The following is a 17,046-nucleotide window of genomic DNA, read 5'->3' on the forward strand; positions in this document are numbered from 1 at the left end:
AGTAGTTAAGCCAAAATCGTACCCCATTGTTCAAAAAAAAATTTAAAAAATTCTAAAAATTCTTTTTGTTTGCGGATAAGCGTTTTTGATTTCCAAAAATTCCATCTTCAAACTCTGAACCGATTCTCTGTCCATTTTGGCAGGATCATCTGTCCTTTAATACCAGAGGTTTCTGATTGTTTCTACCTTTTTTACCCGTTTTACGCACTGCCAATTCCATTCCAGGCTGGTATTGCCCAATAATCTTCAGCTATTTCCTCCTTTTGATTTCACCACATAGATACTACGCCTCATTCTCCCAATAGCCCTATTTTCTGGAAGTTTTAAAACCCATTGGGATACCCAAAGGATATTTCGGGTTTAAGGTTAAAAGGGGAAAGTCAAAAATGAACAGATACTGTTTTTCTCCTTAGAGATCCTTAAATTTGAACATGCAAATCAAACTTCTGGCAGTAGGGAAAACCGACCATCAAGCCATTCTAAGTCTAGTGGAAGAGTACGCGAAAAGATTGGGCTTTTATATTCGGTTTGAATTGGAGATCATTCCGGATCTAAAAAACACAAAGAGTCTTTCTGAAGAAATCCAAAAAGAAAAGGAAGGGGAGTTGATTCTTAAAAAAATTCAATCTTCAGATGATTTGATTCTATTGGATGAGCTGGGGAAACAATATGCATCTGTGGAGTTTTCAGAATTCATCCAGAAAAAGATGAACTCTGGATTGAAGCAATTGACATTTGTGATTGGAGGGCCCTATGGTTTTTCCAATGCTGTTTACCAAAGGGCCAACGGCAAAATATCCCTTTCCAAAATGACTTTTTCGCATCAGATGGTGCGCGTCTTTTTTATTGAACAGCTCTACAGGAGCTTCACGATTTTAAAGAATGAACCCTATCACCATCAATAAATGAAATCCCATTGTCCCCGGATGTTTACAACACCCTAAAAAATAAGCCACGGGTCAAATTTGATTCCGACCAATGGGGCCAACAGCCAATGAATTGGTTTTCAGGGAATAAACCCCAATTATTTTTTTGAGTGATATTTTTTTGAATGATTTGTCTTTAGACTTTAAGTCCAATGTTAAGAGAATGTTAACAGATATGCACTTTATTTGTTAAATGTTAATTTTTGGTTAACTTTAGAAAAGACAGAAATCAACCTATGCGAAAGATTTTTTATGAAAAAGCAATTGACACTTCTCTTTTTTTTGCTCCTGATTGGCTTTCCTGGAAAGTCGCAGGAGAATAGCGGGGAGATTCATAAAATCCCTGTTTTTGAGAGTCCTTTGGAAAAACAATTTTTTACCCAGCATTTACACGAACCATTTTATTTGTTGCAAACATTGCATTCAAATCCAGGCTTAGATTTGTCCCGTTGGGATAAACTTCTGAAAGTTTTGGATAAAAAAGAGGGGAGGAGCAGGAATAACAGTCAACTCCTTTCGGATATTTTTTTCAAAACCCATCAACACCTTTTGAAAAGGTATGAGCAGCATGCCTCTTTTTCCAACTTGCTTTCATCAGGTACCTACGATTGTGTGACGGGCTCCGCTACGCTTGGACTTCTTCTTGATCGATATGGGATTGCTTACGAGGTGATTGAGACGGATTACCATGTTTTCTTGAAAGGGGAATTTGCCGGGCAAGACTTTATAATGGAAAGCACCTTTTCCGAACATGGATTGATTGTGGGGAAAGATTTGGTTCTGGAATTTGAAAAAAAATTCAAGACGAAAGGAGGGGAAAGAAAGTACGATTTCAATATTGGCCTAGGAAACAATGAGTCCCTTTCTGCAGAAAATCAAACCTACGAATCCATCGGCTTAAAGGAACTTGCCGGATTGCAATATTACAACGATGCCATTCTGAGATTCAATCAAAAAAATTATGGAGCAGCTTATGCACAGCTCATCAAAGCTTCCTTTTTATATCCTTCTGAAAGAATTTCAAAGTTGACCAAAATGATGGCCGAATTGATTGGGGTAAGGGCAGATTCAAATGAATTGTCTTTTTTGATCAATCCATAATCAATTTTTTTGTTTTGATCACCGACTGATCCCCTTGGGCATCCGTCCAGGCAAATAGGATGGCGTTTCCATTTTTAGTCATTTGCGGAAAACCGCTGGCTCTTTTTGAAGAAGATTTTGCAATGGAGATCACTGCTTCTGTTTTTCCCGAAGCATGGACCTTTCTTGCTAAAATCTCTTCCTCTTCCATCCAAGTGATCAGGGCTGTATTGTCATCCAGCATTTCCAAATCCAGCCGTCCGATGGTTTTCCCAAGATCAATTTTAATGGGTTTCCCGAAGGATTTGCCACCATCATTTGAAAAAACAACCTTCACCTCAGGCTTTTCATTTGCGGCCGAATACCATGTTACGGCTATGGAATTGCCCAAGGAGGCGGCCCTTGGTCCATTCACCGGGCAACCTGCCACCTTCCAAAAATCGGAATAAAGGGGCAATGGAGTTGTCCAATTTCCATTTTCAAACCGGACGATGCCCATGTCTCGGATTTCGGCCTCGCTTCTGTCACGGTAAACTACTACAGGACCATTTTCTGTGACCACAGCAGTGGTTTGGCAGCAATCACAAACCCTATTGTCCAATTCCCATTCTTCAGTTTTGATTCCTTTCTCCGAAATGAGCGCTCCACGCAAAGTCATTGCGCCTTGGTGTCCATGATGGTCATGGTTGGTGTTTTCATGGGATCCACCTCCCGTACCTCTTCCATCCAACCATGCCACGAACATCTGGTCGCCCCATGCTGCGAAGGATACAAATCCATGCTCCGTTTCGGTGCCGTCATCGTGGAGGGTGAAAGGATCGCTCCAGTCTGTTCCGTTTTCTGAAAGAGTGACTTTGATGTCATAGGCAAAAGGCCCTTCTCCGCTTTTCTCCAAGAAAAAGGCGATCAGATTGCCATTTTCAAAGGTGCTGATTTGGGGGTAATCTGCCCAGTTGACAAACCAGTTTTCGCCGGTGGCAATTGTTATGGGGTCTGACCAAGAATCGTCTACCCAAGTGGCATATTTCAATTCACTTTTCCCCCCTGTCTTTTCGATCCATGACAAATAAGTCACCCCTTTGGTCGAGGTATACAAATAGGGTTCCCCAAAATTGGACTCCGGGGAACCCATCGTCACGGAAGTTTCCGGAGTCTGGTCCTTGGCTTCATGAATCTTCTCGGAACAAGAAATGAAGAGCCAGATAAAAAGAAATGCTATGCTCAGGCCTTGGGATTGCTGATTCATTTTTTTATTCGGTTACGACCATTTTGAACCCTTCCCCATGAATTGTAATAATCTGTACTTTTGGGTCATCTTTGAGGAGTTTTCGAATTTTGCTGAGGTAAACATCCATGCTTCTGGCGTTGAAATAGCTGTCATCGCCCCAAATTTGCTTGAGTGCATGGCTTCGGTTCACCAATTTATTGATTTCGGAGGCCAGAATTCGAATCAACTCGTTTTCTTTGGATGTCAATTTCTGTTTTCCCTGGGGCCCTTCCAGCATTTGTTCATCATAGTGAAGGACAAAATCCCCAAAACTGTACACCTTCAAGGCATTTACCTCATCTGATTTTTGGGTTCTTCGCAAAATGGCACCAATCCTCAGGAGCAATTCTTCCATACTAAATGGTTTGGTGATGTAATCATCTGCGCCGATCTTGAGGCCTTCGATGATGTCTTCTTTCAGGTTTTTTGCCGTAAGATAAATGATGGGGAGATCTTCCTGGACTTTTTTGATTTCCTTGCCCAAGGTAAAACCATCCTTTTTTGGCATCATGATATCGAGGATGCACAGATTGTATTTGTCCTTCTTGAATTTGGACCAACCTTCCTCACCATCTCTGCAAAGCGTGCAGTCATACCCTTTCATTGTCAAATATTCCTGTAATATATCCCCCAAATTCGGGTCATCTTCGACTACCAATAATTTTGCTTTGCTCATTGTTTTTTGGGGAGTTTAAGGGTAAATGTACTTCCTTTTCCGGGTTCGCTTTGGACAGAGATTTCTCCATGGTGCGCCTCGACCATGGTACTGACGTAGGCCAAGCCCAGCCCGAAGCCTTTCACATCGTGGATATTTCCGGTAGGAACTCTATAAAATTTATCGAATATTTTCTTGACAGACTCTTTGCTCATCCCTATTCCGTTGTCTTTTACGGAGATCATGGTCTTATCGGCTTGGTCCCAAGCTTTGATACTGATCTGGAGGGATTCTTTGGAGTACTTGACCGCATTGTCCAAAAGGTTGTTGATGATATGCGAAAGGTGAAAAGGATCCGCCTGAAGGTAGGGGTCTTTTAGGTCCAATTCCAAGATGATTTTTCCCTCCTTCTTTTGAACTTGGAGCTCGAAGTTGTGTTTGGCATTTTCTAGGACATCACACACATTGATCGTTTCGACTTTCAACTTGAAATCCTTTTTGTCCAAGGTGGCTGCTTGAAGGACTTTTTCCACTTGGGCTCCCAGTCTTTTGTTTTCTTCTTTGATAATGCTCAGGTACCGGTTTCTGAAATTCTCCTGACTCAATAAATCAGGGTCTTGCAATGCTTCTACCGCCAAACTGACCGTTGCGATTGGGGTCTTGAATTCATGGGTCATGTTGTTGATGAAATCATTTTTGATTTCCGAAAGTTTTTTCTGTCGGATAATGACCTGAATGGCATAGAAGAAGCAGAAAATAATGACCCCAATAAAGAGCAGTGAACTTAAAACAGGAAGCCAGATCTGCTGTAAGATGTATTTTCCTTTGTTGGGAAAATTGATCAATAGGTAATTTTCATTCCCGATGATGTCACTGGGAAACAATTTTGCCTGAATCCCCTGGTTTACCAAGACGATTGTATTGGTTTTTGTGATCGGGATAAGGTTACCTTTATTGTCCAAGATCGCCAAGTCAAAGGGTTGATCAATCCCTCTTTCTTTGAGATTGGCAATTAAAAGTCTCTTGGCCTGGGCAGTATCTATTCGGTTCAAAACCTCCTTTTGGCTTCCCAAAAGTTCGTCCCAAGCCCTATTCATGGCTTCGATTTTAAGATTGGTATTCCTTATTTTATCCAAAGCATCCCTGGGGATATTGAATTCTTCCACAAATTCGGGCTCCATTTGGACACCAAATTTGCTCCGAAAAGAAGCTTCGGCTTGGTTGAGGTATTGAAATTGCTTCTCTCTTTCCTGAAGGAGGATTTCCATTTCATCCGGGGTAAACAAGGACGAGGCAATTTCAGGGGTGAGGTAGGTAAAGAAATTGTCCAAATCGAGAAAGAGGGACAAGTCGACCCCACGGGATTCTATGATCCTCTTGAACCTTTGGCTCATTTGGGGAAGCGGTTGCTGCATCATGGAATCGATCACAGATCGCCTTCTTCTAAGGATGGGCCGCTGTCGTACTTGGACCACTATGGGTTCTATTTTCTGAAAGAGTGACCGCTGCAACAAGGTGTCCTCCGCCAGATAGCTAAGAAAAATATCGCTGGTCTCCCCTGTTTCCAGCTGGGAAATGGTGGTGGCCAGGGACTGATAAATGTTTTGTTCAAAACGCTCCTCATTGATCCTCAAGGCATTGCTTACCCAATAATATTGAAATCCTATCAGCCCCAAGCTCGCCAGGGACATCAACAGGATGATCATTTTCATTTTGGTTTTCGACACTTTACAAATTTAAGGGATAAAATCAGGATGGGTTATTTGCTTAACAATATTTAACGGGGGAGAAATTCCCATAAACAGAAAAAACAAAAAACCTTTCTCTGCTCTTCGGCGTTAGGTCAGTAGTTTCTTAATTCAATACATAATGCAATCAATATACCAAAAAAGGAAGGTCTAGGCCTTCCTTTTTTTTTGTGTTTCTATCCCTATATTTGCGCTTCACAATTATTCAGATGGAAAGCACGAATCAAATCCAAGGAATATCCTTCACCACACTCGCTGAAACCTACGGTACACCCGCCTATATTTATGATGGTCAGAAGATCGTGGAGCAAGTAAAGACGCTAAAAAATGCCTTCTCTTCAGTGAATTTGAAGATAAAATATGCAACAAAAGCCCTTTCTAACCTCAATGTCCTGAAACTGTTGAAAAATGCAGGGACAGGAGCGGATGCTGTTTCCATCGAAGAGGTTCAGCTCTGCCTGCATGCAGGTTTTTTGCCGAGTGAAATCATGTACACGCCCAATTGTGTTTCCTTCGCGGAAATCCAAGAAGCAGTCGCTTTGGGCGTCATGATCAATATTGACAATATACCCATGCTGGAACATTTTGGGAACCATTATGGGAAAAATGTTCCCATTTGCATCAGACTCAACCCACACATCCTAGCAGGAGGAAATGCAAAGATTTCTGTCGGTCACATCGATAGTAAATTTGGTATTTCCATCCTTCAGATCAAAAACATTCTCAAGGTGGTGGAAACCCATCATCTTGACGTGATAGGACTCCATATCCATACAGGATCGGATATTTTGGATGCCGACGTATTTTTAAAAGGGGCAGAAATTCTTTTCGATGCGGCACGACAATTCCCCGACCTGAAGTTTTTGGATTTTGGGGGAGGATTTAAAGTTGCCTACAAACCCGGTGACATTGCTACGGATATTGCTGATGTAGGCGAAAAGGTTTCCAAAGCCTTTCAGGAATTTTGTGCAGAATATGGTCGGGAACTGGAATTGTGGTTTGAACCTGGAAAATTCCTCGTCAGTGAATCCGGTTTTCTATTGGTCAGTGCCAATGTCATCAAGTCTACACCAGCCTGTACTTTTGTCGGGGTCGATTCAGGACTCAATCACCTGATCAGGCCAATGATGTACGATGCTTATCATGCAGTGGAAAATGTATCCCAACACGAAGGTCCAGATCATGTTTATACTGTTGTGGGTTATATTTGTGAGTCAGACACCATCGCCTCCGACCGGAAGTTGAAAGAGGTTAGAGAAGGAGATCTTTTGGTGATCAAAAATGCGGGAGCATACGGATACAGCATGTCCTCCAATTATAATTCAAGGTTGAGACCACCGGAAGTTTTGATTTTGGACGGAAAAGCCCATTTAATCAGGGAACGCGAAACATTTGAGGATATCCTTAAACATCAAGTGGATATCGGACTTTAAGTCCTCCTAAAAACCCATAACAGCATAGATAAGCCTGTCTTGTTATGGGTTTTTGTTTCTCCCGAAAAGAAAAATTCCGCAAAGTGAAGTGTTCATTATTTGCGAAAAGAAAATTAAATGGGATTAATGACTGTTTAAATCATTAAATATTTTTTTTGGAATAAAAATTGCCAAATACCGGTTTGGGAAAAGGCAAGTTTTTATCAATAAAATTAAACTTAAATGACGGTCAATTTATAAAAACAGTTTATCTTCGCAGGTGTTGTGTTGAGAGAATAGACCGTGAAGAAAGATTGCCCATGTTTAAGCCCCACCTTGCCCTAGTAATTTTCAATCATTCAAACATCAGTCAGTTATCCCATGTATGGCTTTAATTGATTAACTTTAATTACTGGAATTTGGCAAAGGCTGTTATGGCTAAAAGTTACCTTCAAAAATTTTTATTGTTTACAATTGGGTTTTTTTGTGCCTTGGTCTCAGTTGCCCAAGACGTTCAATTTTCTCAATTTTATGCAGCCCCTTTGTACCTGAATCCAGCGATGACAGGGGCTTCTGAGCTGACCAGGGTTGGGGTGAATTACCGTAACCAATGGCCAGGTTTAGACCATTCCTTTAATTCTTATTCTGCTTACATCGACCACTATGTTTATGATTATAACAGTGGCATCGGTCTGATTTTCAATGGAAACAAAGAAAGTTTGGCCCAACTCAGCACCAATGAAGTCGGCTTGCTTTACAGCTACAGGCTGAGGGTGGGGACTGATAAATTTTTGAGGGTGGGGGGACAAGTGAGTTATATTGCCAGAGACGCTTATTTTGGAAATCTTGTTTTTGGTTCCATGATTGACATTTCCACCGGGGGAACAAATTCTTTGACGGATGAACTCCAAAATGTCCCCATAGATTCTCGTCATAGATTCATGGATTATAGTTTTGGGACACTTTTCACCACCAATAAAATTTGGCTGGGTGCTTCTGCCCATCACGTGACTGAACCCAATGTTTCCTTTGTTGAAGATGCCACCAGTAGGCTTCCCTTGAAATTTTCTGCGCAGGGAGGTATTCGCTTCGATTTGGGGTATGGCGGCATCAACAATACCTTTACCAATGTATATCAGGAAAGATCCATTTCCTTCGCTTTTAATTACAAACAACAAGCGCCCTTCAACCAGTTGGACATCGGTACCCAGCTTTATCTGGAACCATTGGTATTGGGAATATGGTACAGGGGATTGCCCTCCAAATACAATATGCCAAACAACGAATCTTTAATCGCGCTTCTTGGCGTAGCCTTGGAGTCTGGGATGGATATCGGTTACAGCTTTGATTTCACGACTTCCAAGTTGGGGCTTAGAAACAGCGGTGGTGCCCATGAGATTTCCATCCGGTATACCTTTCTTTGGGGAGACGAGCGCAGCCGAAACCAAAGATCAAGAGTCAACCCTTGCTTCTTTTATTAGCATTCAATTTTTCATTTGGTTTTTGGTCTTCAAATTCCCCCCGGTGATTGTCTAAAATTTTGAGGCAATTCAAGTATTTCCACAAATGCAATGGATTCATTCGTATTGGCTTAGCGGCCACAAATTGATTTCAAGGATTAAAGAAACGCTCTAAATCATGACATTGCTATCTGGTTTTTAAAACAAAGTCACAAGTTCATTGCTTTTGAAGTCTGACAATCAATAAAAATGGCAAAAACACTGCGGCTCGTTTTAGGAGATCAATTGAACAGCAATCATTCTTGGTATAAGAATATCGATCCAGAGGTAGTCTATCTCATGATGGAAATGAGACAGGAAACCGATTATGTCCGGCATCATGTCCAGAAAGTCATCGGGTTTTTTATGTCCATGCGGAATTTTGCAGGCCTTTTGGAAAGCAAAGGCCATCAAGTAATCTATTTCAAACTTGATGATCGCCAAAATACCCAAAAGCTCGATGCCAATATTGATCAAGTCATCCTCTCGATCAGCGCTTCTTCTTTTGAGTACCAACTGCCGGATGAATATCGCTTGGATGTCCAATTGAGGGAGATTTCTGACAAATTGGACATCCCAAGCCAAGCGGTCGAAAGCGAACATTTTTTGACGGAAAGGGGCTTTTTGGCAGACTTTTTCAAAGGAAAGAAAACCTATCTCATGGAATCCTTTTACAGGGAAATGAGGAAAAAAAACAACATCCTGATGGATGGAAATGAACCCATGACGGGCAAATGGAATTACGACCATGACAACAGAAACAAGCTCAAGGATCCACTTTTGTTGAAAAAGGCAAAAGTCAATCCAAAAAACGTAAGCGAATTCACGGAGCTTTTGGAGAAAATGGAGGTGAAAACCATTGGGAATGTAGACTCGGAGAATTTCAATTGGCCAACGTCAAGGGAAGAAAGTCTTGACGTTTTGGATTACTTCTGTGAAAACCTACTGCCCCGCTTCGGGGAATACCAAGACGCAATGTATTCGGGTGATGTATTCCTGTTCCATAGCAGGCTCAGTTTTTCAATGAACACGAAAATGGTTTCCCCGCTCGAGGTTGTGGAAACAGTGGAGAAATATTGGTTGGGCCATCAGGATTCAATCTCCATTGCCCAAACCGAAGGATTTATCAGGCAAATCATCGGTTGGCGGGAATACATGCGAGGGGTCTATTGGGCGAAGATGCCGGAGTTTGCGCAGCTGAATTTCTTGGGACAGGATAGGAAACTCCCTGATTATTTCTGGACAGGAAAAACCAAGATGAACTGTATGCGGCAAGCCATCACGCAATCGTTGGATCATGCCTATGCCCACCACATCCAACGCCTGATGGTGACAGGCAATTTTGCACTCTTGGCGGGGATTGATCCGGATGAAGTGGACCAATGGTATTTGGGCATTTATATAGACGCGATTGAGTGGGTGGAGATTACCAACACAAGGGGAATGAGCCAATTTGCCGATGGCGGAATCGTGGGTACCAAACCCTATGTTTCTTCTGCGAATTATATCGACAAGATGAGCGACTACTGCGGGTCATGTTTCTACAAAAAGAGCGTGAAACATGGTGAAAAAGCCTGCCCTTTCAACAGCCTTTATTGGCATTTTTACGAAAGAAATAGGGAAAAACTTTCCAAAAACCCCCGCATTGGGATGGTGTATCCCACGCTGGGCAAAATGAAGGAGAAGGACGAGATTCTCGCCCAAGCTGATTATTACCTTAAAAACATCGAAAATCTTTAAGCCAAATGGCCCATTCCCGTAAGGAATGGGCCATTTCCAATTTATAGTTCAATCCTTATTGCCAAAGCTTTTGATGATTTCCATCACCCTTGGTAAAGGCAGGGATTTCACGATCCTTCCCTCTTTCCCTTCCATATCATTTGCTGCAAAAAGGGAATTGATGATGGCTTCTTCCGTTGCTTCTATGGTCGCCAAGAAAAGAGGACTCATGTCGTCGTTTCTCAACATCTCGTTTTGTAGCAAATCCAGTGTAGTGGCTTGGTGTGCGATGCGGTTTTGGGAATGGTTGGAGAAGGCAATGACATAATCCCCCGATCCATTTGAGGCAATTCCTCCAGTCCTCGCCAGCCCCATCATGGCCCTCTGAGCGATCCTTTTCAGGTTTCTTTCATTGACCGGAGCATCAGTGGCCACGATGATCATGCAAGAACCGTCAGCAGATTCCAAGTGGTTTTTAAAACTGTATTGCCCCAATTCCTCCCCAACAGGCACGCCGTTGATCTGCAATACTCCGCCAAAATTGGTTTGGACCAAAACCCCAACGGTATAGCCACCAAGGCTTTCCGGTAATTTCCGGGAAGAAGTACCGATGCCTCCCTTGAATCCAAAGCAAACTGTTCCAGTTCCGGCACCGACATTTCCTTCTTCCACCCGCCCCTCTTTTGCCGCGCGTATGGCTGACAAAACATCTTCCTTTCGGACATGTTGGCCGCGGATATCGTTGAGGTAGCCATCATTGGTTTCGCCCACCACTGCATTCACGGATTGGACAGCTTCATTTCCTGGCAATTCGAGGGTGTATTCAATGATGCCTTCCATCCCTGCGGCAATTCCCAGCGTATTGGTCAGCACGATGGGACTTTCCAGATTGCCCAGTTCCTCGATCTGGGTGCTTCCCGCCAATTTCCCAAAGCCATTTCCAACAAAAACAGCTGCAGGTGTTTTTTCTTGAAAGAGATTTCCGCGGTGGGGCAGGATGGCCGTGACCCCCGTCCTGATGTCTTTCCCCTGAATTTTGGTAAGATGGCCCACCAAAACCCCTTCCACGTCGGTAATCGAATTGAGTTTTCCCGTGGGTAAAATACCAATTTCAATGCCCAAATCCCGGGCCCTTGTCTGTGCTTTCAATTCGTTTCCCATTGCAAAACAGCTGAGGATAACCAGGGATATCCAATATTTGTCTACCATTTCCTTTGTTAAAACCATTTGATCAATGCTTGGATGATCTTTTTGCCTGTGATGCCATAAGGGGGATAAAGAGGTTTTGATGTCGTCAATCCAATGCGTTGGTTGAGTACTGCCTTTTCATTGGTGAAGGCCAAAAATCCATGATGCCCATGTGCTTTTCCCATCCCACTGTTGTTTACCCCTCCAAATGGAAGTTCATTTTGCAGAAAATGAAGGACACAATCATTTATGACAGCTCCGCCCGATGAGGTTTGTTGCAGGATTTGGTCCGTCGTGAATTTGTCCTTGGAAAAGGCATACAGGGCCAAAGGTTTCGGTCTTTTGTTGATGTAATCGATGGCTACGGTAAGATCGGTATAGGAAAGAACCGGAAGAATCGGGCCAAAAATCTCTTCTTGCATCACGTCCATCTCGTCCGTGACTTCTGTCAACAATGTGGGTTCGAAATAATTATCAGTTTCGGAGATACCACCACCAAAAATGGTTTTGGCGCCTTTCAGGTTGGCATCGGAGAGCATTCGCTTGAGTCTTTGCAGATGCTTTTGGCTGACAATGCGGGCATAATCCTTCGATTTGTCAATTCCTTTTGCATCCGCATCGTACATTTTCAGAAGCTGGATTTTCAGTTCAGTAAGGAAGTCTTCTTTTACCAGTTCATCGACCAATATGTAATCAGGGGCGATGCAGGTTTGTCCACAATTCACGAATTTTCCCCAGATGATTTTCGCCGCCGCATCTTGCAAATCTGCCTGTCGGTCGATGATGGCGGGAGATTTTCCTCCCAACTCCAAAGTCAGCGAAGTGAGATGTTCCGCTGCAGCTTTCATGATCATTTTCCCCACTGCAGGACTTCCGGTAAAGAATATATGGTCAAAAGGTTTGGCCAACAGCATTTGGGAAACGGGAATCTCTCCTTCAAAAACAGCAACGTTGTGTTGGTCGAAAACCTCTTCCACCAATCTTCTGATCAGGGCGGAGGTGTGGGGTGTCATTTCGGAAGGTTTAATGATGGCGGTACAGCCTGCGGCCAATGCGGAAACCAAAGGGGCAATGGCCAAATTGAAGGGGTAATTCCAAGGTGCGATGATCAGACAAGTGCCCTTGGGTTCGTACTGGATATGGGATTTGGTCCCCAGCAAGGTCTTTGGCGTGGATACTTTTTTGGGTTTCATCCAAGCCTCAAGATTTTTGATTGCATGGTTGATTTCCGCGGTGACCACAAATATTTCGCTGATGTCGATTTCAGGATAGGGTTTCTTAAAATCTGCATGAACCGCCTTTCTGATATCCTCTTGATGGATTTGGATCCAATCCAACATCTTCTTGAGCATTTCGATTCTTTGGGAAGGTTTGCTTGACCTCATTTTCAAGGCCTGAACGCGCTGTTTGGAGAAAACATCTTCAATTTGACGCTTGACAATTTCATCTTCCAAGATTTCCATAGGTAAAGTTTTAATAATGATTCATTGAGAAAAATCCCTAATAAGGAATCTAATTCCATCCTTATTAAAATTTCGATTGAATACAAAATCCGGAACGTTGATGGTTCCTTATTATGCCTTACTATTTAAGGATTTTCCCGCACATCCTCCCTTTAGATGGGGAAGATTTTTTTATATAGAGCAAGTTTGATTCCGTTTTTGCAGCCGTGGGACTTTTATCCGCTTAGGGATGAAAAGCTCCCAAAGATTGGTTCTAAAGATGTTTTCAATCAAGACCAATGAACAGGTTCAAAAATACTAAGGTTTAAAAAAAAGCAATTGAGGCGATTACTTCAGGACCCACGTTATGTAGCCGGATTTCAGGCAGCTGTTTTTCAGATCAGTCTCCTCATAGAACTTAACAAACGGGTACTTTGTCTTGACCAGCTCCATCAGGGGTTGGTCAAGACAATTGTAAATGAGGGTGTTCAGTCAGGGTTTGAGGAAAATAGAAAAATGATGTTTTTCTGCACAGATCCTATTTATTTAAATTAACCTAAAGAAACTTAAGTTTTACCACCTATTTTTTCTTTCTCAAATACAGCCAAGGTACATGGTGTCAAATAAACTCTTTCTGCGAGTAATGTTTTGTAGCGAATTCAAATTATTATAAAAAAAACAGAAAAAATATCAAGCTGTAATTTTGACGCTTTTGGCATCAAAATCTTAAATTTGGTTAATTATTGACAAATAAAAGTCAATATCGTATAGGAAAATAGAGTGCTTTCATTTTCGTGATTGGGTAGGTAATAATTGTTGATACAATCAAAAAACCACATAATATTTTTTGTTTGCTTTTGGATACGAAGTTTCTTTATTTTGATGTAAGTGTTTTTTTCACAATTAACTATAAACCACATGTTAAAAAACTTTACTAACCTTAAGCTCTTAAGCTTACTTGTGATGATGCTCTGGTGGTTACCCAGTTCATCGTTCGCTCAGACCCGTGAAATCAGCGGGGTGGTAATTTCCAGTGAGGACAACCTTCCTCTTCCAGGTGTATCTGTTCTCGTAAAGGGAACGACCAGGGGAACGGTATCCGATATCGATGGAAATTTCAGGATATCGGTTAATCCAGGTGAACAAACCCTGGTGCTTTCCTTCATTGGGTTTGCTACCCAGGAATTGGCTCTGACCAACCAAAACTCGTACAATGTCACCATGGCGCCGGACATGAGATCCCTCAGCGAAGTGATCGTCGTTGGGTATGGTGAGCAAAAGAAAGAAACGATCACAGGATCTGTCGCCACCGTTAAAGGTGCCGAGCTTGCCAAATCGCCTGCCATGAACTTGACCAACTCCATTGCCGGTAGAATGGCCGGTGTGGTCGCGGTAAACAGAAGCGGTGAGCCAGGCTATGATGGTGCTGGTATCAGGATCCGTGGGTCCAATACTTTGGGAAACAACGATGCCTTGATCGTAATCGATGGTATCCCTGCAAGAACAGGGGGTATCGACAGGCTCAATCCAAATGATATCGAATCCATTTCTGTTTTGAAAGATGCATCTGCTGCCATTTATGGCGCTAGGGCTGCAAACGGTGTTATTTTGGTGACGACCAAAAGAGGAAAATCCGGTAAGCCGGAATTGAGTTATCAATTCAACCAAGGATTTGCACAGCCAACGGTTATCCCGAAATTGGCGAATGCTTCCCAGTATGGTGAAATGTTGAATGACCTGTCGGTTTATGAACTTCCTGTCAGCGAATGGCAGGGTGCTACCGATGCTTTCAGAAATACAGGTGTATATACAAGACCAAATGGTCAAACCAGAAATGCGCCATTCTCACCAGAGGCACTCGAAATGTACAGGGCAGGAACAGATCCTTGGAACTATCCAAACACGGATTGGTACGATGCCACTTTGAAAACTTGGTCACCGCAGGTAAGACACAATGTCCAAATGAATGGTGGAAGTGAAAATATCAGATACTTAGCTTCCATTGGCTACCAAAATCAGGATGCTTTTTATAAGAATTCTGCCACTGGGTTCAAGCAGTATGACATGCGTCTAAACATAGATGCAAAAATCAACGATTATGTTGACGTACAAATCGGTGTTTTGGGAAGACAGGAATCCAGATTTTTCCCAACACGTGGTGCAGGCGCGATCTTCAGGATGCAAATGAGAGGCAAACCAAACGAGCCTGCTTACTGGCCTGACGGAAGACCTGGACCTGATATCGAAAATGGTGAAAACCCTGTTGTCATCACAACCAATGCAACAGGTTACGACAGGGATACCCGCGATTATTTCCAGACCAACGCGCAGTTGAACATCAAAATCCCTGGAATAGAAGGATTGAAATTTCAAGGTACTGCCTCTGTGGATAAACTGAGCAGATTTACCAAAAGATGGGAAACTCCCTGGACACTTTACCAAAAAGGAAGTGGATTTGAGGCTGATGGAGTGACTCCCACCCTTGTTCCTACTTTGAGAGGACCAGCGGAACCAAGATTGACGCAAGGCAACAACAACCAGTTGAACATATTATTGGGGGGTGTCTTCACCTATGACCGTCAGTTTGGTGATCATGGATTTTCGGCCCTGGCTGGAACAAACAAGGAAACTGTAGAAGGGGATGATTTCTTTGCTTACAGAAGGTTTTTCATCTCTCCAGCAATCGATCAGATGTTTGCCGGTGGTGATGCTGAGAAGAACAACGGTGGTGGTGCTTTTGAAAGGGCCCGTCTGAATTATTTTGGTAGGGTTGCTTACAATTACAAAGAAAAATACCTCGCCGAATTCCTTTGGAGATATGATGCTTCTTATATTTTCCCGAAAGATACCCGATATGGATTCTTCCCGGGAATCATGATGGGATGGGTGGTTTCGGAAGAAAGTTTCTGGAAAAATTCCATGCCGGCATTTGATTTCTTCAAAATTCGTGGGTCTTATGGACAAATGGGAAATGACCAGATCTTTTATGACAATACACTTCAGGAATATCAATTCCTTTCTACCTACGGATTCAGAAGCCATATTTTGGAAGGTGCAGAAGTCAAAACACTGTATGAAACAAGGGTTCCTAACAATGCCATCACATGGGAAGTGGCCAACAACAGCAATATTGGTATCGAAGGTCAATTGCTCCAAGGAAAAATATTCTTCGAAGCGGATGTGTTTTACAACAAAAGAACCAATATCCTTTGGAGAAAAAATGCTTCTATTCCGCAAAGTACCGGTTTGTCCTCCTTGCTTCCTGCCGAAAATATCGGTGAGGTTGAAAACAAAGGATTCGATATTCAATTGGGATACAGAGGTCAAAAAGGGGAGCTCAATTACAGCGTGAGTGTTAATGGTGGATATGCCAAGAACAAAATCTTGTTCTGGGATGAGCCTCCAGGTGCCCCAGAATGGCAGCAGTCAACCGGCAGACCCATGGGTTCTCCGGGACCGATCTACATCTATGATGGTGTATTTAGAGATAGAGCTGATATCGATAGGACCACTCTTGATTATTCCGCCATTACCAATGAAATCCGTCCGGGTGACATGAAGTTCAAGGATGTGGATGGAGATGGAAAGATTACTCCTTTGGACCGAGTGAGATTGGACAGAAACAACATCCCAAGATTCCAAGGTGGTATGACTTTGTCAGCAAATTTCAGAGCTTTTGATTTGTCTGTTTTGTTCCAAGGAGCGGCAGGTGCAATGGCAATGGTGAGTGCTGGGGAATCCGGTAACATTGGAAACTATCTTTTGGAATTTTATGAAAAAAGATGGACGGTGGACAATCCAAGCAGTGTAGATCCTAGGATTGCCAATAGGAGTGATCAATATTTCTCCTCCAACAATACCTATTGGTATAGAAGTTCTGATTATGTCAGGCTGAAAAACCTTGAGCTTGGCTATACCTTGCCAGCACATATTGGTTCCAGAATTGGTTTGGGAAGTGTACGTTTTTATGTAAACGGGCTCAATCTGTTGACTTGGGATAAGCTTAAAGTGTACGATCCTGAATCTGACAATTCAACCGGACAATATTATCCACAGTCTAGGGTGATCAATGGTGGTTTTGCTGTTTCATTTTAAAAATTTAATCAAGTT

General features: G+C 42.6%; 11 protein-coding genes. 6 read left to right on the forward strand and 5 right to left on the reverse strand.

The annotated features are described in order from the left end of the window. Positions 1-431: 431 nt before the first annotated feature. A complete protein-coding gene (gene rlmH / locus F824_RS0103740; protein WP_019596520.1) occupies positions 432-905 on the forward strand; it encodes a 23S rRNA (pseudouridine(1915)-N(3))-methyltransferase RlmH in 474 nt (157 codons plus the stop codon). A 273-nt stretch (positions 906-1,178) separates the two neighbouring features. After that, a complete protein-coding gene (locus F824_RS25535) occupies positions 1,179-2,027 on the forward strand; it encodes a hypothetical protein (RefSeq protein WP_019596521.1) in 849 nt (282 codons plus the stop codon). Here the strand turns inward: F824_RS25535 and F824_RS0103750 are convergent. From F824_RS0103750 to F824_RS0103760, 3 genes are read right to left on the reverse strand one after another with little or no spacing between them, the layout of a single operon-like run. Next, positions 2,017-3,252: a hypothetical protein gene (locus tag F824_RS0103750; protein WP_019596522.1), complete on the reverse strand. Its 1,236-nt coding sequence runs from the start codon at positions 3,250-3,252 to the stop codon at positions 2,017-2,019. The genes F824_RS25535 and F824_RS0103750 overlap by 11 nt on opposite strands. 4 nt (positions 3,253-3,256) lie before the next feature. Further along, complete coding sequence (locus F824_RS0103755; protein ID WP_019596523.1) at positions 3,257-3,949, reverse strand: response regulator transcription factor; 693 nt, start codon at positions 3,947-3,949, stop codon at positions 3,257-3,259. After that, positions 3,946-5,640 carry a sensor histidine kinase gene (locus tag F824_RS0103760; protein WP_019596524.1) on the reverse strand — a complete coding sequence of 565 codons (1,695 nt, stop codon included), beginning with the start codon at positions 5,638-5,640 and terminating at the stop codon, positions 3,946-3,948. The genes F824_RS0103755 and F824_RS0103760 overlap by 4 nt, the downstream gene beginning before the upstream one ends. 245 nt (positions 5,641-5,885) lie before the next feature. Here F824_RS0103760 and lysA point away from each other — a divergent pair, with 245 nt between their 5' ends. The 3 genes from lysA (at position 5,886) to F824_RS0103780 (ending at position 10,327) form a co-directional block, all read left to right on the forward strand. Further along, positions 5,886-7,109: a diaminopimelate decarboxylase gene (gene lysA / locus F824_RS0103765; RefSeq protein WP_019596525.1), complete on the forward strand. Its 1,224-nt coding sequence runs from the start codon at positions 5,886-5,888 to the stop codon at positions 7,107-7,109. A gap of 413 nt (positions 7,110-7,522) precedes the next feature. Then, positions 7,523-8,569 carry a PorP/SprF family type IX secretion system membrane protein gene (locus F824_RS0103770; protein ID WP_019596526.1) on the forward strand — a complete coding sequence of 349 codons (1,047 nt, stop codon included), beginning with the start codon at positions 7,523-7,525 and terminating at the stop codon, positions 8,567-8,569. Between the two features lie 228 nt (positions 8,570-8,797). Next, positions 8,798-10,327 carry a cryptochrome/photolyase family protein gene (locus F824_RS0103780; protein WP_019596528.1) on the forward strand — a complete coding sequence of 510 codons (1,530 nt, stop codon included), beginning with the start codon at positions 8,798-8,800 and terminating at the stop codon, positions 10,325-10,327. Between the two features lie 48 nt (positions 10,328-10,375). Here the strand turns inward: F824_RS0103780 and F824_RS0103785 are convergent, their stop codons facing one another. Beyond that, positions 10,376-11,533, reverse strand: a complete 1,158-nt coding sequence (locus tag F824_RS0103785) for a P1 family peptidase (RefSeq protein ID WP_019596529.1) — start codon at positions 11,531-11,533, stop codon at positions 10,376-10,378. Continuing rightward, positions 11,524-12,957 (reverse strand): aldehyde dehydrogenase family protein, encoded by a 1,434-nt coding sequence (locus F824_RS0103790; RefSeq protein ID WP_019596530.1) that lies wholly within the window; start codon positions 12,955-12,957, stop codon positions 11,524-11,526. The genes F824_RS0103785 and F824_RS0103790 overlap by 10 nt, the downstream gene beginning before the upstream one ends. 945 nt (positions 12,958-13,902) lie before the next feature. Between F824_RS0103790 and F824_RS0103805 the strand changes: the two genes are divergently transcribed. After that, complete coding sequence (locus F824_RS0103805) at positions 13,903-17,031, forward strand: SusC/RagA family TonB-linked outer membrane protein (protein ID WP_019596532.1); 3,129 nt, start codon at positions 13,903-13,905, stop codon at positions 17,029-17,031. Positions 17,032-17,046: the final 15 nt, after the last annotated feature.

The organism is Rhodonellum psychrophilum GCM71 = DSM 17998, assembly GCF_000381545.1.
GTDB classification, from domain to species: Bacteria; Bacteroidota; Bacteroidia; order Cytophagales; family Cyclobacteriaceae; genus Rhodonellum; species Rhodonellum psychrophilum.